We start from the raw sequence: 26,330 nt of genomic DNA, 5'->3' as shown, positions 1-26,330 counted from the left end.
GCGGGGATCAGTGCACAGACTTGGGTACGAACGGTACGTACTTGGCATCCTCGTGCAGGATGTGGTTGAACAGCCAGGTCACCATCAGGTTGTTCAGCTCGACCGACGCATCCTCGCTGGAATCGAAGCGATCCCGCAGTTCGCGTACTTGCGCGGCGAACTGTTCGTGTAGCGCCTTGTGCGCGTTGAGTTGGGCATAGTCGTATTCATCCAGCATGCCTTCTTCGAAGGCGAAATGCGTCATGGTGTAGTCGACCAGCTCATCGATGACATCCCTTACCGCAGTTTTATCGGCCTTGTTGCTGAGGGCGCCGTAGAGATTGTTGATATATTCGACGATGCGCTTGTGCTGGTTGTCGATGACGTCGATGCCGGTGTTCAGGTTGTCCGTCCAGATCAGATTCTTCATGTTGCCTCCAAAATATCGGCCGATTACGGCAAGTGGTTATTGTTATCCGAACAGTCTGGCGAATAGTCCGCGTTTGCGTTCGACGAAGTCCTGTTTCTGCGCCAGATAAGTCTTAACGGATTCAACGTAATCGTTGTCATCACGTTTGATGTGGTTGAACAGCCAGGTCACCAGCAGGCTGTTCAGGCCCTTGACGACATCCTCGCCCTGTTCGGCGCGCTTCTGAAAATCGGCGATGCGCTTGGTGAACAGTTCGTGGACTTTCTTGTGCGAGGTCAGGAAAGGATATTTAGCCTCTTCCTGCAGACTTTCCTCGAAACCGAAATGGGAGATGGTGTAATCGACCAAGTCATTGAGTAACCAGGAGATCTCGTCGTTCGACATACCGCTCGAGCGGGCGTCGTCCAGTTGGTTGATGTACTCGACGATACGGCGATGTTGCTGGTCTATGACATCGATCCCGACGTTGAGCTGATCGGTCCATACGAACTTAGCCATGATGCTCCAATGTGCGACAGGCACTGTAATATAGTCACATGAATAGTAGTGGTATTAACGGAGGGCAGCAAGCCATCAGTCTTCACAGAACGACATACGGCATGACTAAAACGATGAGCGGCAGGGTGCCCGCCAAACGAAGCAAGTAAGGCTGCATGGTAGAATCCGTGATCGATTCAAGAGCCGATTCCCATGAAACACAACATTCAAGACCTGCTGCAAAAGCGCATCCTCATCCTCGACGGCGCCATGGGCACCATGGTGCAGCGCTATAAGCTGACCGAGGCGGACTATCGCGGTGAGCGTTTCGCGGACTGGCATCGCGACCTCAAGGGTAACAACGACCTGCTGGTCATCACCAAGCCGGAAGTCATCAAGGCCATCCATTGCGAATACCTGGCGGCGGGCGCGGACATCATCGAGACCGACACCTTCGGCGCCAATGCCACCACGCTCAAAGCATATGGCATGGAGGCGCTGAACTACGAACTGAACAAGGCCGGAGCCAAACTGGCGCGCGAGGCCTGCGACGAATACGCCACTGCTGACAAGCCGCGCTTCGTCGCGGGCGTGCTCGGCCCCACCGACAAGACCGCGACCATCTCACCCGACGTGAACGATCCGGCGGCGCGCAACATCAGCTTCGACCAATTGGTGAGCGATTACTCCGATGCGACGCGTGGCCTGATGGACGGCGGCGCTGATCTGATTTTGATCGAAACCATCTTCGATACGCTCAACGCCAAGGCGGCGATCTTCGCGGTGCAGTCGGTATTCGAAGAGCGCGGTACGTCCTTGCCGATCATGATCTCCGGCACCATCACCGACGCCTCCGGCCGCACGCTGACCGGTCAGGTCACCGAAGCTTTCTACAACTCGCTGGCCCACGCCAAGCCGATCTCCATCGGCCTGAACTGCGCGCTGGGCGCGGAAGAATTGCGCCAATATGTGGAAGAGCTGTCGCGCGTCGCCAACTGTTATGTGAGCGCCCACCCCAATGCTGGTCTGCCCAATCCATTGGCCGAGACCGGCTATGACGACACGCCCGAGAATATGGCGGGCCACATCAAGGAATGGGCCGAGAGCGGCTTCTTGAACATCATCGGCGGTTGCTGCGGTACTTCGCCGGACTTCATCAAGGCGATCGCCGAGACGGTGAAAGACATCGCACCGCGCAAGATCCCGCAGAATCCGGTCGAATGCCGCCTGTCCGGTCTGGAGCCGTTCAACATCGGCGCGGATTCTCTGTTCGTGAACGTGGGCGAGCGCTGTAACGTGGCAGGTTCGGCCAAGTTCAAGCGTCTGATCATGGAAGGCCAGTACGAAGAAGCACTGGAGATCTGCAAGCAGCAGGTCGAGACCGGCGCGCAGGTGATCGACATCAACATGGACGACGCCATGCTGGACGGTCAGGCCGCGATGGTGAAGTTCCTCAAGCTGATCGCCTCCGAACCGGACATCTCACGTGTGCCGGTGATGATCGACTCCTCCAAGTGGGAGATCATCGAAGCGGGCCTGAAATGCGTGCAGGGCAAGAGCATCGTCAACTCCATCTCGCTCAAGGAAGGCGAAGAGAACTTCGTCAAATACGCCACGCTTGTGAAGAAGTACGGCGCGGCAGCCGTGGTGATGGCGTTTGACGAAGCGGGCCAGGCCGACACCTATGCGCGCAAGACTGAGATCTGCAAACGCAGCTACGACATCCTGGTGAACAAGGTCGGCTTCCCGCCCGAAGACATCATCTTTGACCCGAATATCTTCGCCATCGCGACGGGCATCGAAGAGCACGACAACTATGCCGTGGACTTCATCGAAGCCACCGCGTGGATACACAACAACCTGCCCTACGCCAAAATCAGCGGCGGCGTGTCCAACGTGTCGTTCTCCTTCCGCGGTAACGAGCCGGTGCGCGAGGCGATCCATACCGTGTTCCTGTACCACGCCGTCAAGGCCGGCATGAACATGGGCATCGTCAACGCGGGTCAGTTGGGCGTGTACGAAGAACTGCCGAAGGACTTGCGTGCAGCGGTCGAAGACGTGGTGCTGAACCGCCATCCTGACGCGGGCGAGAAACTTGTCACGCTGGCCGAGAACTTCAAGGGTGGCGGCAAGGCGCAGGTGGAAGACTTGGAATGGCGCAAAGGCACGGTGCAGGAAAGACTGACCCACGCACTGGTGCGCGGCATCACCACCTACATCGTGGAAGACACCGAAGAAGCACGACTCGAAGCCAAGTTCCCGGTCGAAGTGATCGAAGGCCCGCTGATGACCGGCATGAACGTGGTCGGCGACCTGTTCGGCGCGGGCAAGATGTTCCTGCCGCAGGTGGTGAAGTCGGCACGCGTGATGAAGCAGGCCGTGGCGCATCTGATCCCCTACATCGAAGCGGAGAAACTGCGTTCCGGCGACACCAAGCCCAAGGGCAAGATATTGATGGCGACCGTGAAGGGCGACGTGCACGACATCGGCAAGAACATCGTCACCGTGGTGTTGCAGTGCAACAACTTTGAAGTTATCAACATGGGTGTGATGGTGCCCTGCCAGCAGATCCTCGACACCGCGCGCGAACATAACGTGGACATCATCGGCCTGTCCGGCCTCATCACGCCTTCGCTGGAAGAGATGGCACATGTGGCGAAAGAGATGGAGCGTCAGGGCTTCAAAGTGCCGCTGCTGATCGGCGGCGCGACCACCTCGCGCGTACATACCGCCGTGAAGATCGAACCCAATTATCCGAGCGGCACCGTGGTGTATGTCACAGATGCCTCGCGCGCTGTGGGCGTGTGCAGCAACCTGCTCTCCTCTACCCTGCGCGACGGCTATGTAGCCGAACTCAAGGCCGACTATCAGGCCGCGCGCGAGCAGCACGAAGGCAAGAAGAGCAAGGCGACTTATGTGTCGCTGCAGGAAGCGCGCACACATGGCCTGAAGACCGACTGGAAGAAATATTCACCGCCCAAGCCCAAGCTGCTCGGCGTGCAGAAGCTGGAGAACTACCCGCTGGATGCGCTGGTGGAATTCATCGACTGGACACCGTTCTTTCAGGCATGGGAACTGGCCGGTCGCTATCCGAAGATATTGCAGGACGAAGTGGTCGGTGTGGAAGCCACCAAGCTGTTCGCCGATGCGCAGGCAATGCTGAAGAAGCTGGTCAAAGAGAAATGGCTCACCGCTAACGCCGTGTTCGGCCTGTTCCCGGCCAATGCAGTGAACAGCGACGACATCGAGATCTACGCCGACGACAAGCGCAAGAAGGTGCAGATGACCTGGCACAACCTGCGCCAGCAGACCAAGAAGCCCGCCGACATCCCCAACTACTGCCTGGCCGACTACATCGCCCCCAAGGCAAGCGGTGTGAAAGACTACATCGGCGGCTTCGCCGTCACCGCGGGCATCGGCATCGAAAAGAAGATGCAGGAATTCGAAAAGGCCAACGACGACTACAGCGCCATCATGCTGCAGGCATTGGCCGACCGCCTCGCCGAAGCCTTCGCCGAACATCTGCACCTGCGCGTGCGCCGTGAGTTCTGGGCTTATGCGGCAGATGAAGGTCTGAGCAACGACGACATCATCGCCGAGAAATACCGCGGCATCCGCCCCGCGCCCGGCTATCCCGCCTGCCCAGAGCACAGCGAAAAAGGCCCGCTGTTCGAACTGCTGCAAGCACCGCAGAATGCAGGCATCACCCTCACCGAGAGCTTCGCCATGCTGCCCACCGCCGCAGTCAGCGGTTTCTACTTCTCGCATCCCGAAGCGAAATATTTCGCCACCGGCAAGGTGGACAAGGATCAGGTCGCGGACTATGCACAGCGCAAGGGCTGGACGGTGGACGAGGCCGAACGGTGGTTGGCGCCGGTGCTGAGCTATTGAGTGATGAAGGTCATCTACAAAATCACTTATCCGAATGGAAAGATTTATATTGGGAAAGACCTGACGGGCACGCTTACATATTTTGGCAGCGTGAATAGTGAACTAGTAGAAAAAGATTTTTCGGAAGATCAGCGAAGAGATTTCTCAATTAGAAAAGAGATACTGATGGAGTCCGAAGATGCCGCAGAAATTAACAGCAGCGAATCCAAGTTCATTTTGGAGTATCAATCAAATAACCCGGTTATTGGCTACAACCAATGGCCGAAGTTCAGAGGCTAACAATTAACCACTAAGGAAATCGCAACATGACCACCCTCATCAAAACCGACACCAAACTCGGAGAAGGCGCGGAAGCGCAAGCCGGACAAACCGTCATCGTGCATTACACCGGCTGGCTGTTCGACGAAAACGCAGCAGACAACAAGGGCACGAAGTTCGACAGTTCGTTGGACCGTAACGAGCCGTTCGATTTTCCGCTCGGCGGCGGGCGTGTCATCAAGGGTTGGGACGAGGGCGTGGCGGGCATGAAGGAAGGCGGTACGCGCACTTTGGTGATCCCGCCCGAGATGGGCTATGGCCCGCGCGGTGCGGGTGGCGTGATCCCGCCGAATGCGACGCTGGTGTTCGACGTGAAGCTGTTGAAGGTGATCCGCACCGAGATGGTGGACACCAAGGTCGGCGAGGGCGACGAGGCGCATGCGGGGCAGCATGTGACCGTGCATTACACCGGCTGGTTGTTCGATAAGCATGCGGAAGGTAACAAGGGCACGAAGTTCGACAGCTCGCGCGACCGCGACGAGCCGTTCGAATTCCCGCTGGGTATGGGCCATGTGATCCAGGGGTGGGACATGGGCGTACAGGGCATGAAGGTAGGCGGTCAGCGCACGCTGACCATCCCGCCGGAGATGGGTTATGGCCCGCGCGGCGCGGGCGGCGTGATTCCCGGCAATGCGACGCTGGTGTTCGAAGTAGAACTGCTGGGCGTGAACTAAATGAAGCGTTTCACTTTCGTTCCGCTCGCCGCCCTGCTCGGCGCGAGCAGTCTGTTGTTCAGTGCCTGTTCCCAAGCCGAGTTGCCGGCGGCCAAGGCCAGCAAGGTGACCGAGTTGATGCAGATCGAGGGCAAAGCGGGCGCGGGTGCGGTCGCCAGCGCCGGTCAGACTGTTTCGGTGCATTACACTGGTTGGCTGTATGACGAGGCCGCGCCGCAGCACAAGGGCAGCAAGTTCGACAGCTCGCGCGATCGCAATCGCCCGTTCGATTTCCCGCTCGGTGCGGGCCAAGTCATCAAGGGCTGGGATGTCGGTGTGCAAGGCATGAAAGTGGGCGGCCAGCGCACGTTGGTCATTCCCCCGGAATTCGGCTACGGTGCCCGTGGTGCGGGCGGCGTGATCCCGCCTAACGCAACGCTGGTATTCGATGTGGAGTTGCTCGAAGTCAAATGAACATGCTGGTTAAACTGGCGTAACATTCCAATGTGACAGTACGCAAGTAAAGGAGCGGCAGATGTTCCAGATTCGAGTACACGGACGGGGTGGTCAGGGCGTGGTGACCGCTACCGAGATGCTGTCTGTCGCCGCCTTCGAAGAAGGTCGCCATGCGCAGGCTTTCCCCAGTTTCGGTTCGGAGCGCACGGGCGCGCCGGTGGTGGCGTTCTGCCGCCTCGACGACAAAGAGATCCGTCTGCGCGAACCCATCATGGAGCCGGACGCGCTCATCATCCAGGACCCTACCCTGTTGCATCAGATCGATGTGTTCGCCGGATTGAAGCCGGATGGTTACGTGCTGCTCAATTCCGCGCATAGCTTCGAGCAGATCGGGCTGGGTGAGCTGGTGAAGCAGCGTGGCCATGCCAAATTGTCCACTTTGCCCGCGACCGAGTTGGGTCTGAAGCATGTCGGCCGTCCTATCCCCAATGTGCCGTTGATCGCCGGTTTCGCCGCGCTGTCCGGCATGTTCAAACTCGAATCCGTGATCAAGGCGATCAACGAGAAGTTCTCGGGCAAGGTCGCGGAAGGCAATATCGCGGCGGCGACGGAAGCCTATGAGTTGGTGAAAAAGCAGATGGAGGAGCGCGCCCATGCTTAAACAGATTGAAGGTTCGAAAGCAGTCGCCGAGGCCATCGCGCTATGCCGCCCCGAAGTGATCTGCGCCTACCCGATCTCGCCGCAGACGCATATCGTCGAGGCACTGGGCGAGATGGTGAAGTCGGGTGAACTGACGCCGTGCGAATTCATCAACGTGGAGAGCGAGTTCGCCGCGATGTCGGTGGCCATCGGTTCTTCCGCAGCCGGTGCGCGTTCCTATACGGCGACCGCCTCGCAGGGATTGCTGTTCATGGTGGAAGCGGTCTACAACGCCGCCGGACTCGGCCTGCCCATCGTGATGACCGTGGCCAACCGCGCCATCGGCGCGCCCATCAATATCTGGAACGACCACTCCGATTCGCTCTCGCAACGCGATTCCGGCTGGATGCAACTGTTCGCCGAAACCAATCAGGAAGCGGTCGATCTGCACATCCAGGCGTTCAAACTTGCCGAAGAACTCTCCATGCCCATCATGGTGTGCATGGACGGCTTCATCCTCACCCATGCCTTCGAGCGCGTGGACATCCCGACCCAGGAGCAGGTGGATGGTTACTTGCCTCCGTTCGATCCGCGCCAGATGCTGGACCCGGCGGAGCCGGTCTCCATCGGTGCCATGGTGGGGCCGGAAGCGTTCATGGAGGTCAAGTATCTGGCGCACGCCAAGCAGATGCAGGCGCTGGAATTGATCCCTCAACTGGCGGCGGAATTCAAACAACAGTTCGGGCGCGACAGCGGCGGACTGGTGCGCACCTATCGCGCCGACGATGCGGAAACGATGGTCGTGGCGATGGGTTCGGTGCTGGGCACGGTGAAAGATACAGTGGACGAGCTGCGCGAACAGGGACACAAGATCGGCGTACTGGGCATCATCAGCTATCGCCCCTTCCCGCTACAGGAAGTGCGCGCCGCGCTGGTGAACTGCAAACGCTTCGTGGTGCTGGAGAAGAGCCTTGCGGTCGGCATGGGCGGCATCGTCGCCACCGACGTGCGTATGGCGGTGAGCGGCACCGGATTGAAGGGCTTTACCGCCATCGCTGGACTGGGCGGCCGCAACATCACCAAGGCGTCGCTGCATAAACTGTTCCTCGAAGCGGAGCAGGAGCAGCTGCCGCCGGTGACCTTCGTCGACCTCGACTGGGACGTTGTCAACAAACAACTGGAGCGCGAGAAACAGAACCGCCACTCCGGTCCGATCGCCGAGAACATCCTGTATGACAAAGGGATGTCTTCGTCTGCCAAGTTCGGTTGAGGAGAGCACGATGAGTTTTCAACCTGTGAAGTTCTACCAGACCGGCACCTACACCGTGGGCAATCGTTTGCTCGCACCGGACGCGCGCAGCGTGCAGGCCGGTGAGCTGCGCAGCAACTCGATCAACTCCGGCCACCGCGCCTGTCAGGGCTGCGGCGAGGCGCTCGGTGCGCGTTATGCCATCGATGCCGCAATGGCGGAGAGCAACAACCAGCTGATCGCGGTGAACGCGACGGGCTGTCTGGAAGTGTTCTCCACGCCCTATCCAGAATCATCCTGGCAGGTGCCGTGGATACACTCGCTGTTCGGCAACGCACCGGCGGTGGCGACCGGCGTGGCCGCCGCGATGAAGGTGAAGGGCAAGAACAATGTGCGCGTGGTGGCGCAGGGCGGCGACGGCGGCACCACCGACATCGGCTTCGGCTGCCTGTCCGGCATGTTCGAGCGCAACGACGACGTGCTCTATATCTGTTACGACAACGAGGCCTACATGAACACCGGCGTGCAGCGTTCGTCCGCCACGCCGCCGACGGCGCGCACCGCGACCACCATGCCGGTAGGGCCGGAGCCGGGCAACGTGTTCGGCCAGGGAAAGAACGTGCCGGAGATCGCCATGGCACACGGCATCCCCTATGTGGCGACCGCGACCGTGGCCGACTTGCGCGACTTGGAATACAAGGTGCGCAAGGCGATGAAGATGCACGGCGCGCGTTACATCCAGATATTCGTGCCCTGCCCGCTGGGCTGGGGTTCGGCCTCGCACGACACCATCCGTTTGGCGCGGCTGGCGAAGGAGACTGGCATGTTCCCGGTGTTCGAGGCCGAGCATGGCGAGGTCACCGGCGTGCTGAAGATCCGCAACAAGCAGCCTATCGAGGACTACCTCAAGCCGCAGAAACGCTTCGCGCACCTGTTCGGCAAGCATGCGCATCCGGAGATGGTGGCGCACCTGCAAGCCATCGCCGACCGCAACATCCGCAAGTACGGTCTGCTCGATGAGGAGAAGGCCCATGGCTAACAAACCTTTTGCCATCACGCTGAAACCGGGCACTTCGCTGGCCAACCTGACCGGCTCCTGGCGCTCGTCGCGGCCGGTGTATCTCAACCGTCTGCCGCCGTGCAACAACGCCTGTCCGGCGGGCGAGAATATCCAAGGTTGGCTGTTCCATGCCGAGTCGGGGGACTACGAGCAGGCTTGGCGCGTGCTGGTGCGCGACAACCCGTTGCCGTCGGTGATGGGGCGTGTGTGCTACCACCCCTGCGAAACCTCATGCAACCGCGGCCAGCTTGATGAAGCGGTCGGTATCAATTCGGTGGAACGTTTCCTCGGTGACGAGGCGATCAAGCGCGGCTGGAAATTCGACGCACCTGCGGCCGCAACCGGCAAGAAGGTGCTGGTGGTGGGCGCTGGTCCGTCGGGCCTGTCTGCCGCCTATCATCTGGCGCGCATGGGCCATCAGGTCGAGATCCAGGAAGCCGGCCCGCTGGCCGGCGGCATGATGCGTTTCGGCATCCCGAAATACCGGCTGCCGCGCGACGTGCTGGACGCCGAGGTGCAGCGCATCCTCGATCTCGGCGTGACGCTCAAGCTGAATACCAAGGTCGAGAACATCGAGCAGAGCATGCAGCTCGGTGTTTTTGATGCGGCCTTCCTCGCTGTCGGCGCGCACATCGGCAAACGCGCCATGATTCCGGCGGGTGACGCTTCGCACATCGTGGATGCGGTGTCGGTGCTGCGTTCGATGGAGGGCGAAGACAAGCCGATGCTGGGCCGCAAGGTGGTGGTGTACGGCGGCGGCAACACGGCTATCGATGTGGCGCGCACGGTGAAACGCATGGGCGGCGAGCCGCTCATCGTCTATCGCCGCACGCGCGACAAGGCACCTGCACATGATTTTGAGATCGAGGAAGCGCTGCAGGAAGGCGTGATGATCAAGTGGCTGTCGACCATCAAGCAGGCGGAAGCGGGCGAGATTACAGTGGAACGCATGGTGCTGGACGATAAGGGTTTCCCGCAGCCGACCGGCGAGTTCGAGAAGCTGGAAGCGGATTCTGTGGTGCTGGCGCTGGGGCAGGATGTCGACCTTTCCCTGCTGCAAGGCGTGCCGGGGCTGGATGTGAAAGATGGCGTGGTGCAGGTCACGCCCAACATGATGACCGGCTTCCCCGGCATCTTCGCCGGTGGCGACATGGTGCCGTCGGAGCGCACGGTCACAGTGGGTGTGGGCCACGGCAAGAAGGCGGCGCGCAACATCGATGCCTGGCTGCGCGGCATCACCTACGTGCCGGAGCCTAAGCACGAGATCGCCACCTTCGACAAACTCAACCCGTGGTACTACTCCGACGCCGACAAGACGGTGCGCCCGATGCTGGACATCATCCGCCGCCAGACCAGCTTCGACGAGGTGCAGGGCGGACTGGACGAGACGAATGCTTTGTTCGAGGCAAGGCGCTGCCTGTCTTGTGGCAACTGCTTCGAGTGCGACAACTGCTATGGGGTATGCCCCGACAACGCGGTGATCAAGCTCGGCCCCGGCAAGGGCTTCGAGTTCAACTACGACTACTGCAAGGGGTGTGGCATCTGCGAGGCCGAGTGCCCGTGCGGTTCGATCAAGATGGTGCCGGAAGACATCTGACCTGACTCCGCTATGAACCATCTTTCCAACCCGTTGCTCATCACGGCGATGATGCTCGCCGTGTCCAATCTGTTCATGACCTTCGCCTGGTACGGCCATCTGAAGAACATGGCGACCTCGCCTTGGTATGTGGCAGCGTTGGTGAGCTGGGGCATCGCCCTTTTTGAGTATCTGCTGCAGGTGCCAGCCAACCGCATCGGCTACACTCAGCTCAGTCTGGGGCAGTTGAAGATATTGCAGGAAGTCATCACGCTGACCATCTTCGTACCGTTCGCGGTGATGTATATGAACCAGCCTTTGAAGCTGGATTATCTGTGGGCGGGACTGTGCCTGGTGGGCGCGGTGTATTTTATTTTCAGAACGTAATCCATGAGCAAACACATCCACATCCTCGGCATCTGCGGCACCTTCATGGGCGGCATCGCCGCCATCGCCAAGCAATCGGGCTATCGCGTCACTGGTTGCGATGCCAACGTCTATCCGCCGATGAGCACGCAGCTGATCGAACAAGGCATCGAGCTGATCGAGGGTTTTGGCATCGAGCAGCTTGAGCTGAAGCCGGACGTGTTCGTCATCGGCAACGTGGTGTCGCGCGGCAATGCGCTGATGGAAGAGATATTGAATCGCGGACTGCCTTACGTTTCCGGCCCGCAGTGGCTGGCGGATACTTTGCTGCGCGACAAGTGGGTGCTGGGTGTGGCGGGCACGCACGGCAAGACCACCACCACGTCCATGCTGGCCTGGATACTGGAATATGCGGGACTGAATCCCGGCTTCCTCATCGGAGGCGTGCCGCAGAACTTCGGCATCTCGGCGCGCATCACCGAGTCGCCGTTCTTCGTGATCGAGGCGGACGAGTACGACACGGCTTTCTTCGACAAGCGCTCCAAGTTCGTGCATTACCGTCCGCGCACGGCCATCCTCAACAACCTCGAATTCGACCACGCCGACATCTTCGCAGACCTCGCTGCTATCGAGACGCAGTTCCACCATCTGGTGCGCACCGTGCCGGGTAGCGGGCTGGTGGTGAGCAACGGCCGCGAAGAATCATTGCAGCGCGTGATCAAGCGCGGTTGCTGGACGCCGGTGGAGAAGTTTGGTTCTGAGGACGGCTGGAACATCGACGCGAACGAGCAGGTATCGCTCAACGGCAAGGTGCAAGGAAAGCTGCAATGGGACTTGATGGGCGAGCATAACCGCATGAACGCGCTGGCCGCGCTGGCCGCGGCGCGGCATGCCGGTGTGCCGGTCGCGCAAGGCTTGGCGGCCTTGGGAGAATTCAAGAACGTGAAGCGCCGCATGGAAGTGCGTGGTACGGTCAACGGCATCACCGTGTACGACGATTTCGCGCATCACCCCACTGCCATCGACACCACCGTTGCCGGTCTGCGCCGCAAGGTGGGCAAGGCGCGCATCCTGGCTGTGCTGGAGCCGCGCTCCAACACCATGAAGCTGGGCGTGATGAAAGATGCGCTGCCCGGCAGTCTGAAAGATGCCGACCTGACTTTCTGCTATGCGGGAAATCTGGGTTGGGATGCGCGCGGTGCGCTGGCACCGCTGGGCGACAAGGCACTGGTGAAGGACGACCTCAACGAACTCATCGATGCCATCGCCAGCGCGGCGAAGTCAGGCGACCAGATACTGGTGATGAGCAACGGAGGGTTCGGCGGGATACACGAAAAACTGTTGCTTCGGCTGCAGAGCTGACCGCCTACTGCACCAGATACTCGATCACATCCCCGCCGGCCTCTTCGAAATTCCGTCCCAGACTGATGGCACCAGCGCCGTGCAGCACGATCTGCTGGTGGTTCAGCTCGATCACCTGACCGTCGCTGAAGCGCACGAAAGTGCCGTTCGCGCTGTGGTCGGTGAGCAGGAACTTGCCGAAATTGAATTCTATACGGGCGTGCTGGCGCGAGGCGAGGTTGTCGAGTATCACCAGATCCGAATCCTCCGAGCGGCCCAGTATGGCGCTGCGGCGCTGCTCGCCGAGGGTGCACACATTGGTCTCGTAGCGCAGCATCAATTCGTTGCGGGACAGTGCGGGTTTACGGTACGACTGAGTGCCGATGCGTGTGCTGGTCGTGTCTTCCTGTTCCCACAACACTTGAAACACATCGAACGATTCCTGCTTGCCGCGGAACGCCGTGCGCTGCAAGGGGCGCGTGTATTTGAGCAGTTTGTCCGGGAGTTCAACTATCACGGCCTGTGAAGTGAGTATCTGGCGCGCGCGGGTGATGGCGGTGATGCGTGCCGCCAGATTGACGGTGTCGCCGAAAGCATCGTTGCGTTCCAGCAGGACCTCGCCGTAGTGCAGGCCGATGCGGACATAGATGGGATGGTCGCCGCCGGGGCGCTGGTGTTCGACTTCCAGTTGCATGGCACGGGCGGCATCGACGGCGCTCACGGCATCCGGGAAGGAGCACATGACCTCATCGCCTATGGTCTTGATCAGCTTGCCCTGATGTTCGAGCGCTACCCGGGTGAGGATGGTCAGCGTGCGGGTGACCATGTGCAGCGCGACTTCGTTACCCAGTTTGTCATACAGCGCGGTACTGCCGCTGATATCGGCGAACAGAATGGCGAGCGGCAGCTGCTGGCTGCTCATCAGCCGTTGGCACCGAACATCATGCGTCTGGCCACGAACTTCTTGGCGGGCGGAATGTGGTCGAGCAGGTTGAGTGCGGCAGAGCGCATGGGGCCCAGCAGCGGCAGGTCGTTGGAGAACAGACGCACCAGCCCGTCGGTGAAGCGTATGCCAGCGTTGCGGTCGATGCGGCGTGATTTGCGATACTCGGTGCACATGGCGGCGGAGCCGATGCCGTCGGGTGCATGGTCGAGGATGGTCTGCGCCAGTTCCCATGCGTCGCGAATGCCCATGTTGAAGCCCTGACCCGCAACTGGATGCAGTGTCTGCGCGGCATTGCCGATCAGCACGGTATGCGGGAAGGTGATGTCGGGCGCGCGCTTCAGGCGCAAGGGGTAACTGCTACGCTTTCCAATGGCGGTGAAGTTGCCGACGCGGTCGCCGAAGTGGCCTTGCAGGTATTGCAGGAAGGTGGCGTCGTCCCAGCCCAGCATGGTCTGTACTTGTTCGTGCGCGGCAGTCAGTACCAGTTCGTAACCGTCCATGTAGGGCAGTAGTGCCATCGGGCCCTGCGCGGTGAAACGCTCGAAGGCGACACCATTGTCAGGGCAGTCGGTGGTAAGGTGCGCGATGATGCCGCTCTGTCCGTAGTCGGTGATCTGTGGCGGGTGCTTGGCTTCCAGCAGTTTGCCGCCGTCGGCGACCACGGCGAGTTTTGCAGTGAGCGTGTGTTGAGCGCCTTTGTGTTGGTAGAGGATGGTCGACTGTTCTCGGCTAGCGGACAGGTCGCTGACGGCAGCGCCATACAGACAATCGACATCGGACTGATGCAATGCCTGTTGCAGGGCCGCATGCAGCGCGGTGTAGGGCAGCACATAACCCATGTCCGGCACGTTCAGATCATCGGCACGCAAAGTTGTATGGCCGGAGCTGTCCTTCTGCGTGACTTCGATCACCTTGATGCCGCTGACGTTCTGCAGTGTCTGCCATGCGCCCAGTCTTTGCAGCAACAGGCGCGAACCATAGGAAAGTGCCAGCGCGCGCGGGTCGGTGGTATTGATCTCCGATTCACGTTCTTCAAGCAATGCCACTTTGAGGTCGTTGTCGCGCAAGGCCAGTGCCAGCGCGATGCCGACCGGACCGCCGCCGATGATGGCGACATCGTAATGCTCATTCATGGCGCATCTCCTCCTCAATCTGTTCTACAGTCTTGGGCGCTTGCTGGGTCAGTACCTCGTTGCCGTCCGGCGTAATCAATACATCGTCCTCTATGCGAATGCCGATGTTCCACAGTTCCTGCGGCACATTGTCGGCGGGGCGGATGTAGCAGCCGGGCTCGACCGTCAGCGTCATGCCGCTTTGCAGCGGACGCCAATTCCCGTCGAGTTTGTATTCGCCGACATCATGCACGTCCATGCCCAGCCAGTGGCCGGTGCGGTGCATATAGAACTGTTTGTAGCATTCGCTCTCGAGAACTGATTCCACCGAACCCTGACAGAGCTTGAGGTCGATGAAACCTTGTGACAGCACGCGTAACGCCGCCTGATGTGGCGCATCCCACGTATTGCCGGGGCGCGCGGCAGAGATGGCAGCCTCTTGCGAGGCGAGCACGATCTGATACACATCCTTTTGCGCGGGGGAGAACTTGCCGTTGACGGGGAAAGTACGCGTGATGTCGGATGCGTAACCGCCCAGTTCGCAACCCGCGTCGATCAGCAGCAGTTCGCCATCGTTCAAGCGCGCATCGTTGCCCACGTAATGCAGGGTGCAGGCATTGGCACCGCCGGCGACGATGCTGGTGTAAGCCGGATGACGGGCGCCATGACTGCAGAATTCGTGCAACAGTTCGGCTTCCACCTCGTATTCAAACTGGCCGGGTCGCGTGAAGCGCATGGCGCGGCGGTGGGCCTCGCAGGAGATGGTGGCGGCGGTGCGCATGATGCCCTGTTCGAGGTAGTCCTTGATCAGGCGCATCTCGTTCAACAACTCCTGCACGTCGCGCAGATGGGACGGTGCCTGGATGCCGCTACGAGCCTTTGCTTTGACATCTTCACGCACTTTGAGCAGGCGCGCGTCCCAATCGCTGCTCGCGCCCATCGGGTAAAACAGGGTCGCTTGGTCGGCCATCAGCTCGGCCAGCTTCTCATCCAGTTGCGCGATGGGGTAGGCGGCATCGAAACCGAAATGTTCGGCGGCGGCATCCGGGCCGTAACGGAAACCGTCCCAGATCTCGCGTTCTGGATTCTTCTCGCGACAGAACAGGATGGACTGCATCGCCTTGCCGGCGATCAGCACCAGTACCGCTTCCGGCTCGGCAAAGCCACTGAGGTAATAGAAGTGGCTGTCGTGGCGGTAGTCATAGTGTGCATCGGCATTGCGCGCGACTTCGGGCGCGGTCGGAATGACGGCGATACCCTGTCCCATCCTTTCGGAAAGGCGGCGGCGACGTTGCTGGAAATGGGCGAGATCAGGCATGGCCCGCATTCTGCGACGCATGCAATTGCTTGTCGAGTTCATCCAGCCGTTGCGGGGTGCCGATGTCCATCCACAGACCGCGATGATGTTCGCCGCTTATCCTGTTCAGCGCGATCTGCTCGCGCAGCAGCGGTGCCAGCGGAGCTGTGCTGCCGCGTGGGATGTTGGCGAACAGGGCGGGTTGGTACAGGCCGATACCGGAGAAGGTCAGGGCAGAGTGCTGAGTGCCTATTGCCGAGCCTGTCAGGCGGCCTTCATGGAGAAAGAAGTCACCCTTGGGGTTGTGCCCGGGGTTATCCACCAGCACCAGATGCGCCATGTCGCCGCTGGCGGAAAGTGCGGCGGCACGGGCGGGCAGCGCGCCGAAGTCGTAATCGCACCAGATGTCGCCGTTGACCACGGCGAACGGGCCGTCGCCTAGCAGAGGCAGGGCGAACGCGATGCCGCCCGCCGTTTCCAGCGCGCTACCTTCATCCGAATATGCGATGTGTGCGCCGAATTGCGAACCGTCGCCCAGCGCCTGCTCGATCTGTTTGCCGAGATGGGCGTGGTTGATGACCAGATCGGTGATGCCCGCGCTTACCAACCGCTCGATGTGCCACACGATGAGCGGTTTGCCGCCCGCCTGCAGCAGCGGCTTGGGGGTGTGGTCGGTGAGCGGGCGCATGCGCTCGCCGCGACCGGCAGCCAGGATCATGGCACGCATGGATCAGGCCTTCTCGACCTGCATATTGAGTTCGAGCAGGATGTTCAGCAGCGGTTTGAGGTCGATGTAGCGTTCGCAGGCTTTGTGCAGGTATTCCATCACCAGCGGCATGTCCTTCAGGTAGCCGTCTTTGCCGTCGCGGTGATAAAGGCGGGCGAAGATACCCAGCACCTTGATGTGACGTTGCACGCCCATCATCTCGTAGTCGCGGTAGAAGTCACCGAAGTCCTCGCGCACCGGCAATCCTGCCTTGCGCGCCTTTTCCCAGTACTGGATCAGCCAGTCGATGATGTCCGCCTCCTCCCATTTGACATAGGCATCCTTGAACAGCGAGGCGAGGTCATAGGTGATGGGGCCGTACACGGCGTCCTGGAAATCCAATATTCCCGGATTCGGCTCGGAGAACATCAGGTTGCGCGAATGGTAGTCGCGGTGCACATAGACGCAGGGCTGTGCAAGGTTGTTGGCGAGGATGCGCTGGAACACTTCCTCCAGTTTGGCCTTTTGCTTGTCGTTGAGCGTCACACCCAGATGTTTGCCGATGTACCACTCGGGAAACAGGTCGAGCTCGCGACGAAGCAGCGCTTGGTCGTAGGGTGGCAGCTCGTCCGGCTTCGAGGCGAGTTGTATCTTGATCAGGGCATCGGTTGCCGCAGCGTAAAGTTGCTTGGGACTTTCAGTCTGCAAAGCTTGCAGGTAGGTAGTGTTGCCGAGGTCGGACAACAACAGGAAACCCTGTGCCAGGTCTTGCGCATACACATGAGGAACATGGGTGCCGGCCTGCTCGAACAGCTTGCCGATGTGCAGGAACGGTTCGCAGTTCTCATGCTGTGGCGGGGCATCCATCACCACTCTGGTCGAGCCATCGCCAAAGGTAGCACGGAAGTAGCGGCGGAAGCTGGCGTCGGCGGAGGCGGGTGCGAGGGTGAAAGGTTGTGAGGGGAAAAGACTGGAAAGCCAGTCGGTAAGCTGTTGTTGACGCTGCATTTGATTGCCTTAATGAGGGTTTTGTGCGATTTTAGCACCTTAATTTGACCGACCCGCCCATGCTTTTCCGTTCGCGCCTGTTCGCACTTTCCTTGTTGTTCACCCTGACCTGTCCGGCGGTCGCCGAGACCTTGCCGCTCAAATTGGATCGCACTTTCAAACGACTGCCTGCGCAGGATGAGCCGGGCGTGGCATTCATCAGCGCGGAGCGTATTGAAGCGCGGCAGGGCAACCAAATGGAAGCCAGCGGCAAGGTGGAGCTGCGCCAGGAGGGCCGCGTCGTGAAGGCCGATCACCTGCTCTATGAACAGGAGAAGCAGAATGTGTACGCCGACGGGAACGTGAGCATCGTGCAGGGTGAAACGGTGATGAGCGGCCCCAAACTGAAGATGAACCTTGATCTTGATGTCGGCGAGATGGCGCAGCCGGAGTTCTTCATCGGTGAGAACGATGCCCGCGGCACCGCAGCGTTGTTGAATATGGAAGGCCGTAACCACCAGACCTTCCGCTCCGCCGTTTACACGACCTGCCCTGCCGGGAATGACGATTGGCTGATCCGCATGAGCACGCTGGAACTCGACCGCGACAGACAGGTCGGCGTCGCATACAACGCCAGAGTCGAATTCAAGAGCGTGCCCTTTCTTTACACCCCGTGGATGGATTTCGCGCTGAACGATGACAAGCGTTCAGGATTTCTGGGGCCTGTTTTCGGCAGTACCAGTTCTGGTGGCAGCGAGATCACGCTGCCCTATTTCTGGAATATCGCACCCAATTTCGATGCGACTTTCTCACCGCGATATATCAGCAAGCGCGGCACGCATTTCAATAACGAGTTCCGCTATCTGCAGCCGCGTTACCGCGGCGAGATCCGTGCCGATGTGCTCCCCGGTGACAAGGTGAGCAATCTTGATCGTTCCCATTATGGGGTCACACATCAGCACGATCTGGGCAGTGGCTTCGCAGCCTCGGTGGATGCGAATGTGGTGTCCGACGATGCCTATTACCGCGATCTGGCGGGCGCGATCAGCGGCACGTCGCAAGCCAACTTGTTGCGCGAAGGCGTCGTGTCTTACGCGGGATACGGCTGGAACGCATCGGCCAGGGTGCAGCGCTACCAGACTTTGCAGGATCCGTTGGCACCGGTGGCGATACCGTATCGGCGCCAACCGCAACTGACTTTGAGTACGAGCCGCCAGGTTGCGAAAAGCACGCTGAATTTCACGAGTGAATATGTGGACTACCGTCATCCGAGCTTGGTGAACGGACAGCGCTTGGTGCTCAATCCCTCGATCAGCTATCCACTGCTTAGCGAGCCCGGCTATTTCTTGACGCCAAAGCTGGGCTTGCACTACAGCAGCTATGTGCTGGATGCCAATAACACGAGCAACGTTCCGAACACGCAACGTTCTTTACCGATCTTCAGTCTGGATAGCGGGCTGATATTTGAGCGCAACGACTCGTTCCTGGGGAATGCCTATATGCAGACGCTGGAGCCGCGCGCGTTCTATGTGCGAATCCCCTATCGAGACCAGTCGCGATTGCCCAATTTCGACACCGCACTGGCACCCTTCAGTTTCAGTCAGATATTCACCGAGAACCGCTTCCTCGGCAGTGACCGTGTGGGCGATGCAGACATGATCACTTTGGCACTGACCACGCGAGTGATCGACGGGGATGATGGAACCGAGCGTTTGCGCGTGGCGGTGGCGGAGCGTTTCACATTCGAAACACCGCAAGTGAATCTTGGTAGTCCGGCGGATAGCAACAGCCGTTCGGACATACTATTGATGCTGGGCGGCAGGATGACGCGAACCTGGACTTTGGACAGCCAGTTGCAGTACAACCCGAACCTGAGCCATACGCAAACCTATAGTGCCGCGGCACGCTACATTCCCGAACCAGGCAAGCTGCTGAACCTCGGCTATCGCTATACCCGCGATTCATTGCGCCAGATGGATATTTCGGGTCAGTGGCCTTTGTTCGGACGCTGGTATGGCGTGGGGCGCATGAACTATTCATTGCTCGACGACCGTGTTCTGGAGGCGCTGGGCGGGCTTGAGTATAATGCCGCGTGCTGGTCGGCGAGGGTGGTGCTGCAAAGTTTTGCGACTGCCACGGCGGAGCGGACCACCGGCATCTTTGCCCAGCTCGAATTGAGCGACCTGATCCGCGTCGGTTCCGACCCGCTGGAGGCACTGCGTATCAGCGTTCCCGGCTATATCAAGCTGAACGAATTACCATCCGACAAGCCGGAGCAAGGCTTGCATTGATTCCCTTTTACGAAAGAAACACATGCTGAAGATCCGAATCGCGCTCACGCTGTTGCTGCTTGCCAGCCCTGTTGCTGTGGCTGAGCTTGCCCAGAGCGCCAAGCTTATCGATGACATTCGAGTCGTCGTGAATGAAGAGGTGATCACGCGTCTGGAGCTTGACCAGCGCATGCAGGTGGTCATTAGCCAACTGCAGCGGCAGGGCACCCGACTGCCGGACAGAGCCATTCTCGAGAAGCAGGTGCTGGAGCGCATGATCATGGAGAAACTGCAGAAGCAGTTCGCCAAGGAGACGGGCGTACAGGTGGACGATGTGCAGCTGGAAGGCGCGTTGCAGCGTATCGCCATGCAGAACAAATTTCCGTCGCTGTCCGCTTTCCGCGCCAAGCTGGAAAAAGAAGGGGTGGATTTTGCCAAGTTCCGGGAAGAGATCCGCGGCGAGATGCTCACCGGTCGTTTGCGCGAGCGCGAAGTGGATAGCAAGTTGGTCATCAGCGAGGCCGACATCGAAGCATTCCTGGCCACACAGGAGACACAAGGCAACAAAGGTGAAGAGCTGAAACTGGCCCATATATTGGTCGTGGTGCCGGAGCAGGCGACCGCAACCAGCATCCGCAATTACCAGCGCAAGGCCGAAGAGGCGCTCGCCAAACTGCAAAGCGGCGCGCCCTTTTCGCAAGTGGCTGCGGGATATTCTGATGCAGGGGATGCCTTGCAGGGTGGTGAGCTGGGTTGGCGTCCGGCCAACCAGTTACCTGCGTTGTTCAGCGGGCCGCTGGCGGAAATGAAGCCGGGCGAACTCAGCCCCTTGTTGCGTAGTCCTGCAGGATTTCACATCATCAAGCTGCTGGAGCGTCGCAGCTCGGATACGCCGGTGTTCATCACCCAGACGCATGCGCGCCATATCCTGATCAAGACCAGCGAACTGGTGCCGGAGAACGAAGCGAAAGCGCGCTTGCAGGAGATCAAACGCCTTGTCGACAAGGGCGCGGATTTCGCCGAGCAGGCGCGTCTGCATTCCGAAGACGGTAGTGCGGCCCAGGGCGGCGATCTGAATTGGATATCGCCAGGAGAGACCGTGCCGCAATTCGAGCAGGCGATGGACGCGCTCAAAGTCGGCCAAGTCAGCGGACTGGTGCAATCCGGCTTCGGCTGGCACCTGATCCAGGTTCTGGAACGCAGGAACACCGACATCAGCGCCGAGCAGAAGAAACAGCAGGCGCGTCAGGCCATCCGCACATACAAATCGGATGACGCTTATCAGGATTGGCTGCGCCAGTTGCGCGACCGCGCATTCATCGAATATCGCGAATAAGGTGGGCGCACCCCTCGTCATCACCAGCGGCGAACCGGCAGGCATCGGCCCAGATCTTTGCCTGCAACTCGTACAGGCAACCCAGCCGCTGGTAGTGGTCGCAGATAAAGCGTTGCTACAGCGTCGCGCTGAGCAGCTCGGCATCAAGGTGGAGCTTCATGAATATTCCTCCGCCGAACCGTTAGCGAGTGGCAAGCTGAGTGTGCTGCATGTGCCACTTGCGAGTCCCGTTACAGCGGGTCAACTCGACAGCGCGAACGCATCCTACGTGCTGGAGATGTTGAGCCGCGCGGCACAGGGCTGTCTGTCCGGCGAGTTCTCCGGCATGGTCACCGCCCCAGTTCATAAAGGTGTCATCAATGATGCCGGCATCCCTTTCACTGGGCACACTGAATTCCTCGCTGAACAAACAAAGACGCCTTTGGTGGTGATGATGCTCGCCGGCGGCGGCATGCGCGTGGCGCTGGCCACGACCCATCTGCCTTTGCGCGAAGTGGCGGACGCGATCACGTCCGACTTGCTGGAAAGAATCCTGCGCATCTTGTACCGCGATCTGCAAAACAGGTTCGGTATCGCGCAACCGCGCATCCTGGTGGCAGGCTTGAATCCGCATGCAGGCGAAGGCGGCCACCTGGGTCGCGAAGAGATCGAGGTGATCATCCCGGTATTGGACAAACTGCGTGCTGAAGGGATGGATCTGAGCCCGCCGCTGCCGGCCGACACGTTGTTCGCCGCACATCGTCTGCGCGAGTGCGACGCCGTGCTGGCGATGTATCACGATCAGGGTCTGCCGGTGCTCAAGCATGCCAGCTTCGGCGAGGGCGTGAATATCACATTGGGCATGCCCATCATCCGCACTTCGGTCGATCATGGCACGGCGCTGGAGCTGGCGGGAACAGGCAAGGCTCAAGTTGGAAGTCTGCTGGAAGCGATCAAGGTTGCAAGGGAAATGGCACAACATGAACGGACATAAAGCAAAGAAGTCCTTTGGACAGAATTTCCTCATTGATCAAAATATCATCGCCGACATCGTGCGTTGCATCCGCCCGGTGCCGGACGACAACATGGTGGAGATAGGCCCAGGTTTGGGTGCGCTGACGCGGCCGCTGCTGAAGACGCTGAACACCTTGCATGTGGTCGAGATCGACCGCGACATCATCGCGCGCTTGAAGACCGACTATCCGCAGGACAAGATCGTCATCCACGAGGGCGATGCGCTGAAGTTCGACTTCGCCACGCTGGGCGCGCCGCTGCGCATCGTCGGCAACCTGCCGTACAACATCTCTTCGCCATTGCTTTTTCATTTCGCCAAATATGCCGAAAGCATCACGGATATGCACTTCATGCTGCAGAATGAGGTGGTGGAACGCATGGTGGCGGAGCCTTCCACTGCGGCCTATGGGCGTTTGTCGGTGATGCTGCAGTACCGCTTCCATATGGAGAAGTTGCTGGATGTGCCGCCGCAGTCGTTCCGCCCAGCGCCCAAGGTGGATTCGGCCATCGTGCGCATGATCCCGATGCCCGCGCAGCAGATCGCAGTCAAGGACGAAGCCTTGTACGCCAAGGTCGTGGCTTCTGCTTTCGGCCAGCGCCGCAAGACGCTGCGTAATACGCTCAGGGATTTTCTTGCGGAAAGCGACTTCGCCCAACTGGACATCAACCCCCAGCTGCGGGCCGAGAACCTGAGCGTGGCGGAATATACGCGCATCGCCAATTTCCTCTGCGCGCGCGCCGTTCCTTCCCCTTGAGCCGCTGAACAGCTGCCTTTCGGGTAGAATCGCACCTCATTCATCACCACCAGACGGCGCTTCTTCATGTCCGACATTCCACCTATCGTATTGACCTTTGCTGCCAGCGATCCCAGCGGCGGCGCGGGGATGCAGGCCGACATCCTGACCATCGCCAGCATGGGCTGCCATCCTTTGTCGGTGATCACCGGCATCACGGTGCAGGACACCAGCGGGGTGGAGGAGATACAGCCGGTGGACGCCGATCTGGTGATCGACCAAGCGCGCACGCTGCTGGAAGACATGCCGGTCGCGGCTTTCAAGATCGGATTACTGGGCAGTGTCGACAACATCGCGGCAATTGCCGAAGTCATCTCCGATTATCCCGATATCCCGCTGGTGTTCGATCCGGTGCTGGCCTCCGGGCGCGGCGATGAGCTGGCCAATGAGGACATGCTGGATGCGCTGCGTGAACTGCTGTTGCCGCAGACAACGATCCTTACACCCAATAGCATGGAAGCGCGCCGTTTGGTGATAGACGATGACAATGAATACGATGATCCGAGCCTGTCCGAATGCGCCAAGCGTATCCTGGGGATGGGCTGCGAATATGTGCTGATCACCGGTACGCATGAACACACGCCCAAGGTAGTGAACACCCTGTATGGTGAGCGCGGGCTGTTGCGCAGTGATGATTGGCCGCGCCTGCCGGGCATCTATCATGGTTCCGGCTGCACGCTGGCCTCGGCCATCGCCGCTTTGCTCGCCAACGGCTTGAGCATGGAAGATGCCGTGCGCGAGGCGCAGGAATACACCTGGGAAGCGCTGAAGTACGGCTTCCGTCCCGGCATGGGGCAGCACATCCCGGATCGTTTGTTCTGGGCGCGAGACGAAGATGACGCAGGCGAGGAGACGCGTCATTAAAGGCTTGTATGCCATAACCCCGGACGAGCTGGATACGCCGAAACTGTTACAACAAGTGGCACAGGCTTTGCGTGGTGGTGCGGGCATCCTGCAATATCGAAACAAGCTTGCCGATGCACCCTTGCGGCTGGAACAGGCTGCGGCCCTGCGCGAAATGACGCGAGAATTCGGCGCGATTTTCATCGTCAATGACGATGTGCAGCTGGCTTTTCAAGTGTCCGCCGATGGTGTGCACCTGGGCGCGGAAGATGGCGATATTGCCGCCGTGCGGGCAGTTTTGGGGTGCGGCAGCTTGATTGGCGCCTCTTGCTATAATCGCGCGCCGCTGGCGGTCGAAGCTGTGCGGCAAGGTGCAGACTATGTGGCGTTCGGTGCGTTCTTCCCGTCGAGTGTGAAACCGGGGGCGGTAGCGGCCGAAGTTGCCATGTTGCAAAGCGCGCGTCGCGAGCTGAAAGTGCCCATCGTCGCGATAGGCGGCATCACGGTTGAAAACGGCAAGCAACTGGTCACGGCAGGCGCGGATGCGCTGGCTGTGATCTCGGCGCTGTGGCAGGCGTCGAATATCGAACAAGCAGCAAAAGAATTCTCCCAATTATTTGAGCAAGGTAATCCAGCATGACTTCGCATAACCAGGAACTGTTCGACGAGTCCCAGAAAATCATCCCCGGTGGCGTGAACTCGCCGGTGCGCGCATTCAAATCGGTCGGCGGCACGCCGCTTTTCTTCAAGCGCGGCAAGGGTGCGTATGTGTGGGATGCGGACGACAAGCGTTACATCGATTACGTGAATTCCTGGGGGCCGATGATTGTCGGTCATTGCCATCCGGAAGTTGTGAAGGCGGTGCAGGATGCGGCTGCCGAAGGGCTGGGTTTCGGTGCGCCGACTGCCAGCGAACTGGAGATCGCAGAGCTGCTGTGCAAGATCCTGCCGTCGCTTGAGATGGTGCGTCTGGTCAGTTCCGGCACCGAAGCGACGATGACGGCGATCCGTCTGGCGCGCGGTTTCACCGGCCGCAGCCGCATCATCAAATTCGAAGGTTGCTACCACGGCCATTCTGACGGCCTGCTGGTCAAGGCCGGTTCGGGTGCGCTGACCTTCGGCCAGCCGAGCTCTTCCGGCGTACCCGCCGAAATCGCCGCGCTGACTACCGTGCTGGACTACAACGATGCGGCCGGTCTGGAGAAGGCCTTCGCCGAATACGGCGACGAGATCGCCGCAGTGATTGTCGAGCCGGTCGCCGGCAACATGAACCTGATCCTGCCCAAGCGCGAGTTCCTCGATGCGATGCGCAGTTTGTGCACCAAGCATGGCGCCGTGCTGATTCTGGACGAAGTGATGTCCGGCTTCCGCGTCGGTCTGCAGGGCGCGCATGGACATTTCGGTATCAAGCCGGACCTGATCACGCTGGGCAAGGTGATGGGCGGCGGCCTGCCCGCGGCCGCGTTCGGCGGCCGCCGCGATATCATGGAATGCCTCGCCCCGCTGGGCGCGGTGTATCAGGCGGGTACGCTGTCCGGCAATCCGGTGGCCGTTGCCGCCGGTTTGACCACGTTGAAACTGGTGCAGGCTCCCGGCTTCTACGAACATTTGACGAAGATCGCCAAGGACATGACCGAGGGCATCGCAGCCAGCGCCAAGAAGCACGGCATCCCGTTCAGCGCGCAGTCCATCGGTAGCATGTTCGGTCTGTATTTCAGCGAAAAGGCACCGACTTCTTATACCGAGGTGATGGCCAGCGACAAGGCGGCATTCAACCGTTTCTTCCACGCGATGCTGGCAGAGGGCGTGTACCTCGCACCGTCGGCGTTCGAGGCGGGTTTTGTGTCGGCAGCGCATAGCGATGCCGATATCGCGGCGACCATCGCTGCTGCAGACAAAGTTTTCGCGGCTTGGAAATAATGGGACTCTTCTCCCGGGCGGTGTTCTTCACCACCGTCAACCATATGAAAGACCTGCCGCTGCATGGCGGCAAGGAAGTCGCGTTCGTCGGACGTTCCAATGCTGGCAAGTCCAGCGCGATCAATACGCTGGCAAACCATGTGCGTCTGGCCTATACCAGCAAGACGCCCGGACGCACCCAGCATCTCAATTATTTCGACCTCGGCGACAACCGTTTCCTGGTCGACCTGCCCGGATACGGCTATGCCAAAGTCCCCTCGGATATCCAGGCGCATTGGGAACATCTGTTAGGTCAGTACTTGCAAACACGCTCAGAACTGGCCGGACTGGTAGTGATCATGGATTCCCGGCATCCACTGACAGAGCGGGACCAAGGGATGCTGGACTGGTTCGCGCCGACGGGGAAGCCGATCCATATTTTGCTGACCAAGTCCGATAAATTGAGCCGCCAAGAGGCGACCAAGACACTGCGCGAGGTGAAGGAATTTCTGGCCGAACACTTTCCGCAATGTACGGTACAGCTGTTTTCCAGTCTGAAAAAGACGGGCACTGAGGAAGCGGAAGCCGTGATCGCGGGTTGGCTGCAAGACTGACAGGCAAAAAAATGCCCCTGAACCAAAGGGGAAAGATTCAGGGGCAGAAGGTCTTTACAGGGTAAAGACGCCCGCTCAGGGAGGAGAAACGGGAAGC

The 26,330-nt window shown here is 59.8% G+C and carries 25 protein-coding genes and 1 pseudogene; 19 read left to right on the top strand and 7 right to left on the bottom strand.

Annotation, left to right across the window (positions count from 1 at the left end; genetic code table 11):
* Positions 1-7 precede the first annotated feature (7 nt).
* The gene (locus ACYCZ5_RS03775) at positions 8-409 is read right to left on the bottom strand and encodes a bacteriohemerythrin (protein ID WP_461543445.1); all 402 of its coding nucleotides are present in this window, start codon (positions 407-409) and stop codon (positions 8-10) included.
* A gap of 42 nt (positions 410-451) precedes the next feature.
* Positions 452-907 carry a bacteriohemerythrin gene (locus ACYCZ5_RS03770; protein WP_461543444.1) on the bottom strand — a complete coding sequence of 152 codons (456 nt, stop codon included), beginning with the start codon at positions 905-907 and terminating at the stop codon, positions 452-454.
* Between the two features lie 192 nt (positions 908-1,099).
* Between ACYCZ5_RS03770 and metH the strand changes: the two genes are divergently transcribed.
* The 11 genes and pseudogenes from metH (at position 1,100) to mpl (ending at position 12,457) form a co-directional block, all read left to right on the top strand.
* Positions 1,100-4,777 (top strand): methionine synthase, encoded by a 3,678-nt coding sequence (metH, locus tag ACYCZ5_RS03765; protein WP_461543443.1) that lies wholly within the window; start codon positions 1,100-1,102, stop codon positions 4,775-4,777.
* A 3-nt stretch (positions 4,778-4,780) separates the two neighbouring features.
* Positions 4,781-5,056, top strand: coding sequence for a GIY-YIG nuclease family protein (locus ACYCZ5_RS03760; RefSeq protein ID WP_461543810.1), 276 nt, complete (start codon positions 4,781-4,783; stop codon positions 5,054-5,056).
* Between the two features lie 26 nt (positions 5,057-5,082).
* Positions 5,083-5,406: pseudogene (locus tag ACYCZ5_RS03755) on the top strand (FKBP-type peptidyl-prolyl cis-trans isomerase); the annotation flags it as partial.
* A gap of 30 nt (positions 5,407-5,436) precedes the next feature.
* Positions 5,437-5,769: an FKBP-type peptidyl-prolyl cis-trans isomerase gene (locus ACYCZ5_RS03750; RefSeq protein ID WP_461543809.1), complete on the top strand. Its 333-nt coding sequence runs from the start codon at positions 5,437-5,439 to the stop codon at positions 5,767-5,769.
* Positions 5,770-6,222, top strand: a complete 453-nt coding sequence (locus ACYCZ5_RS03745; RefSeq protein ID WP_461543442.1) for an FKBP-type peptidyl-prolyl cis-trans isomerase — start codon at positions 5,770-5,772, stop codon at positions 6,220-6,222.
* A 61-nt stretch (positions 6,223-6,283) separates the two neighbouring features.
* Positions 6,284-6,865, top strand: coding sequence for a 2-oxoacid:acceptor oxidoreductase family protein (locus ACYCZ5_RS03740; RefSeq protein WP_461543441.1), 582 nt, complete (start codon positions 6,284-6,286; stop codon positions 6,863-6,865).
* The gene (gene porA, locus ACYCZ5_RS03735; RefSeq protein WP_461543440.1) at positions 6,858-8,114 is read left to right on the top strand and encodes a pyruvate ferredoxin oxidoreductase; all 1,257 of its coding nucleotides are present in this window, start codon (positions 6,858-6,860) and stop codon (positions 8,112-8,114) included. Before ACYCZ5_RS03740 ends, porA begins: the two co-directional genes overlap by 8 nt.
* A gap of 10 nt (positions 8,115-8,124) precedes the next feature.
* On the top strand, positions 8,125-9,132 hold the full coding sequence (locus ACYCZ5_RS03730; RefSeq protein ID WP_461543439.1) for a thiamine pyrophosphate-dependent enzyme: 1,008 nt from the start codon (positions 8,125-8,127) through the stop codon (positions 9,130-9,132).
* Entirely contained in the window at positions 9,125-10,750 is a 1,626-nt protein-coding gene (locus tag ACYCZ5_RS03725) for an NAD(P)-binding protein (protein WP_461543438.1), read from the top strand. The genes ACYCZ5_RS03730 and ACYCZ5_RS03725 overlap by 8 nt, the downstream gene beginning before the upstream one ends.
* Before the next feature lie 12 nt (positions 10,751-10,762).
* Positions 10,763-11,116: a DMT family protein gene (locus tag ACYCZ5_RS03720; protein WP_461543437.1), complete on the top strand. Its 354-nt coding sequence runs from the start codon at positions 10,763-10,765 to the stop codon at positions 11,114-11,116.
* 3 nt (positions 11,117-11,119) lie between these two features.
* The gene (mpl, locus tag ACYCZ5_RS03715) at positions 11,120-12,457 is read left to right on the top strand and encodes a UDP-N-acetylmuramate:L-alanyl-gamma-D-glutamyl-meso-diaminopimelate ligase (protein ID WP_461543436.1); all 1,338 of its coding nucleotides are present in this window, start codon (positions 11,120-11,122) and stop codon (positions 12,455-12,457) included.
* A 4-nt stretch (positions 12,458-12,461) separates the two neighbouring features.
* On the opposite strand, the gene ACYCZ5_RS03710 is transcribed toward mpl, so the two are convergent.
* The 5 genes from ACYCZ5_RS03710 to ACYCZ5_RS03690 are packed head-to-tail and all read right to left on the bottom strand — an operon-like array spanning position 12,462 to position 17,505.
* Positions 12,462-13,358 (bottom strand): adenylate/guanylate cyclase domain-containing protein, encoded by an 897-nt coding sequence (locus ACYCZ5_RS03710; RefSeq protein WP_461543435.1) that lies wholly within the window; start codon positions 13,356-13,358, stop codon positions 12,462-12,464.
* Positions 13,358-14,515, bottom strand: a complete 1,158-nt coding sequence (locus ACYCZ5_RS03705; protein WP_461543434.1) for an FAD-dependent monooxygenase — start codon at positions 14,513-14,515, stop codon at positions 13,358-13,360. The genes ACYCZ5_RS03710 and ACYCZ5_RS03705 overlap by 1 nt, the downstream gene beginning before the upstream one ends.
* Positions 14,508-15,812: an aminopeptidase P N-terminal domain-containing protein gene (locus ACYCZ5_RS03700; protein ID WP_461543433.1), complete on the bottom strand. Its 1,305-nt coding sequence runs from the start codon at positions 15,810-15,812 to the stop codon at positions 14,508-14,510. The genes ACYCZ5_RS03705 and ACYCZ5_RS03700 overlap by 8 nt, the downstream gene beginning before the upstream one ends.
* A complete protein-coding gene (murU, locus tag ACYCZ5_RS03695) occupies positions 15,805-16,518 on the bottom strand; it encodes an N-acetylmuramate alpha-1-phosphate uridylyltransferase MurU (protein WP_461543432.1) in 714 nt (237 codons plus the stop codon). Before murU ends, ACYCZ5_RS03700 begins: the two co-directional genes overlap by 8 nt.
* Positions 16,519-16,521: 3 nt before the next feature.
* A complete protein-coding gene (locus ACYCZ5_RS03690; protein WP_461543431.1) occupies positions 16,522-17,505 on the bottom strand; it encodes an aminoglycoside phosphotransferase family protein in 984 nt (327 codons plus the stop codon).
* A gap of 59 nt (positions 17,506-17,564) precedes the next feature.
* On the opposite strand from ACYCZ5_RS03690, the gene ACYCZ5_RS03685 reads away from it, so the two are divergent.
* The 8 genes from ACYCZ5_RS03685 to yihA all read left to right on the top strand — a co-directional run bounded on the left by ACYCZ5_RS03685 (position 17,565) and on the right by yihA (position 26,233).
* Positions 17,565-19,775, top strand: coding sequence for an LPS-assembly protein LptD (locus ACYCZ5_RS03685; RefSeq protein WP_461543430.1), 2,211 nt, complete (start codon positions 17,565-17,567; stop codon positions 19,773-19,775).
* 22 nt (positions 19,776-19,797) lie between these two features.
* On the top strand, positions 19,798-21,090 hold the full coding sequence (locus ACYCZ5_RS03680) for a peptidylprolyl isomerase (RefSeq protein ID WP_461543429.1): 1,293 nt from the start codon (positions 19,798-19,800) through the stop codon (positions 21,088-21,090).
* 1 nt (position 21,091) lies between these two features.
* Complete coding sequence (pdxA, locus tag ACYCZ5_RS03675; RefSeq protein WP_461543428.1) at positions 21,092-22,063, top strand: 4-hydroxythreonine-4-phosphate dehydrogenase PdxA; 972 nt, start codon at positions 21,092-21,094, stop codon at positions 22,061-22,063.
* Entirely contained in the window at positions 22,050-22,838 is a 789-nt protein-coding gene (gene rsmA, locus ACYCZ5_RS03670) for a 16S rRNA (adenine(1518)-N(6)/adenine(1519)-N(6))-dimethyltransferase RsmA (protein ID WP_461543427.1), read from the top strand. The genes pdxA and rsmA overlap by 14 nt, the downstream gene beginning before the upstream one ends.
* Before the next feature lie 66 nt (positions 22,839-22,904).
* Complete coding sequence (gene thiD, locus ACYCZ5_RS03665; RefSeq protein ID WP_461543426.1) at positions 22,905-23,741, top strand: bifunctional hydroxymethylpyrimidine kinase/phosphomethylpyrimidine kinase; 837 nt, start codon at positions 22,905-22,907, stop codon at positions 23,739-23,741.
* Positions 23,713-24,360 carry a thiamine phosphate synthase gene (gene thiE, locus ACYCZ5_RS03660; RefSeq protein ID WP_461543425.1) on the top strand — a complete coding sequence of 216 codons (648 nt, stop codon included), beginning with the start codon at positions 23,713-23,715 and terminating at the stop codon, positions 24,358-24,360. Before thiD ends, thiE begins: the two co-directional genes overlap by 29 nt.
* Entirely contained in the window at positions 24,357-25,640 is a 1,284-nt protein-coding gene (hemL, locus tag ACYCZ5_RS03655) for a glutamate-1-semialdehyde 2,1-aminomutase (RefSeq protein WP_461543424.1), read from the top strand. The genes thiE and hemL overlap by 4 nt, the downstream gene beginning before the upstream one ends.
* Positions 25,640-26,233, top strand: a complete 594-nt coding sequence (gene yihA, locus ACYCZ5_RS03650) for a ribosome biogenesis GTP-binding protein YihA/YsxC (protein WP_461543423.1) — start codon at positions 25,640-25,642, stop codon at positions 26,231-26,233. Before hemL ends, yihA begins: the two co-directional genes overlap by 1 nt.
* Positions 26,234-26,330 lie beyond the last annotated feature (97 nt).

The sequence above is a fragment of the Sideroxydans sp. genome (genome assembly GCF_054604835.1).
The sequence above is the reverse complement of the archived record's forward strand: the minus strand, read 5'-3'. Positions and strand labels throughout refer to the sequence as shown.

Coding starts and splice junctions, on each gene's coding strand:
- ACYCZ5_RS03700 (WP_461543433.1), bottom strand. CDS start 15,812: ATGCCTGATCTCGCCCATTTCCAGCAACGTCGCCGCCGCCTTTCCGAA.
- ACYCZ5_RS03750 (WP_461543809.1), top strand. CDS start 5,437: ATGGTGGACACCAAGGTCGGCGAGGGCGACGAGGCGCATGCGGGGCAG.
- rsmA (WP_461543427.1), top strand. CDS start 22,050: ATGAACGGACATAAAGCAAAGAAGTCCTTTGGACAGAATTTCCTCATT.
- murU (WP_461543432.1), bottom strand. CDS start 16,518: ATGCGTGCCATGATCCTGGCTGCCGGTCGCGGCGAGCGCATGCGCCCG.
- ACYCZ5_RS03745 (WP_461543442.1), top strand. CDS start 5,770: ATGAAGCGTTTCACTTTCGTTCCGCTCGCCGCCCTGCTCGGCGCGAGC.
- ACYCZ5_RS03740 (WP_461543441.1), top strand. CDS start 6,284: ATGTTCCAGATTCGAGTACACGGACGGGGTGGTCAGGGCGTGGTGACC.
- ACYCZ5_RS03760 (WP_461543810.1), top strand. CDS start 4,781: ATGAAGGTCATCTACAAAATCACTTATCCGAATGGAAAGATTTATATT.
- metH (WP_461543443.1), top strand. CDS start 1,100: ATGAAACACAACATTCAAGACCTGCTGCAAAAGCGCATCCTCATCCTC.
- ACYCZ5_RS03685 (WP_461543430.1), top strand. CDS start 17,565: ATGCTTTTCCGTTCGCGCCTGTTCGCACTTTCCTTGTTGTTCACCCTG.
- hemL (WP_461543424.1), top strand. CDS start 24,357: ATGACTTCGCATAACCAGGAACTGTTCGACGAGTCCCAGAAAATCATC.
- ACYCZ5_RS03690 (WP_461543431.1), bottom strand. CDS start 17,505: ATGCAGCGTCAACAACAGCTTACCGACTGGCTTTCCAGTCTTTTCCCC.
- ACYCZ5_RS03680 (WP_461543429.1), top strand. CDS start 19,798: ATGCTGAAGATCCGAATCGCGCTCACGCTGTTGCTGCTTGCCAGCCCT.
- ACYCZ5_RS03775 (WP_461543445.1), bottom strand. CDS start 409: ATGAAGAATCTGATCTGGACGGACAACCTGAACACCGGCATCGACGTC.
- ACYCZ5_RS03720 (WP_461543437.1), top strand. CDS start 10,763: ATGAACCATCTTTCCAACCCGTTGCTCATCACGGCGATGATGCTCGCC.
- ACYCZ5_RS03730 (WP_461543439.1), top strand. CDS start 8,125: ATGAGTTTTCAACCTGTGAAGTTCTACCAGACCGGCACCTACACCGTG.
- mpl (WP_461543436.1), top strand. CDS start 11,120: ATGAGCAAACACATCCACATCCTCGGCATCTGCGGCACCTTCATGGGC.
- thiE (WP_461543425.1), top strand. CDS start 23,713: ATGACGCAGGCGAGGAGACGCGTCATTAAAGGCTTGTATGCCATAACC.
- ACYCZ5_RS03710 (WP_461543435.1), bottom strand. CDS start 13,358: ATGAGCAGCCAGCAGCTGCCGCTCGCCATTCTGTTCGCCGATATCAGC.
- ACYCZ5_RS03770 (WP_461543444.1), bottom strand. CDS start 907: ATGGCTAAGTTCGTATGGACCGATCAGCTCAACGTCGGGATCGATGTC.
- yihA (WP_461543423.1), top strand. CDS start 25,640: ATGGGACTCTTCTCCCGGGCGGTGTTCTTCACCACCGTCAACCATATG.
- ACYCZ5_RS03705 (WP_461543434.1), bottom strand. CDS start 14,515: ATGAATGAGCATTACGATGTCGCCATCATCGGCGGCGGTCCGGTCGGC.
- ACYCZ5_RS03725 (WP_461543438.1), top strand. CDS start 9,125: ATGGCTAACAAACCTTTTGCCATCACGCTGAAACCGGGCACTTCGCTG.
- thiD (WP_461543426.1), top strand. CDS start 22,905: ATGTCCGACATTCCACCTATCGTATTGACCTTTGCTGCCAGCGATCCC.
- porA (WP_461543440.1), top strand. CDS start 6,858: ATGCTTAAACAGATTGAAGGTTCGAAAGCAGTCGCCGAGGCCATCGCG.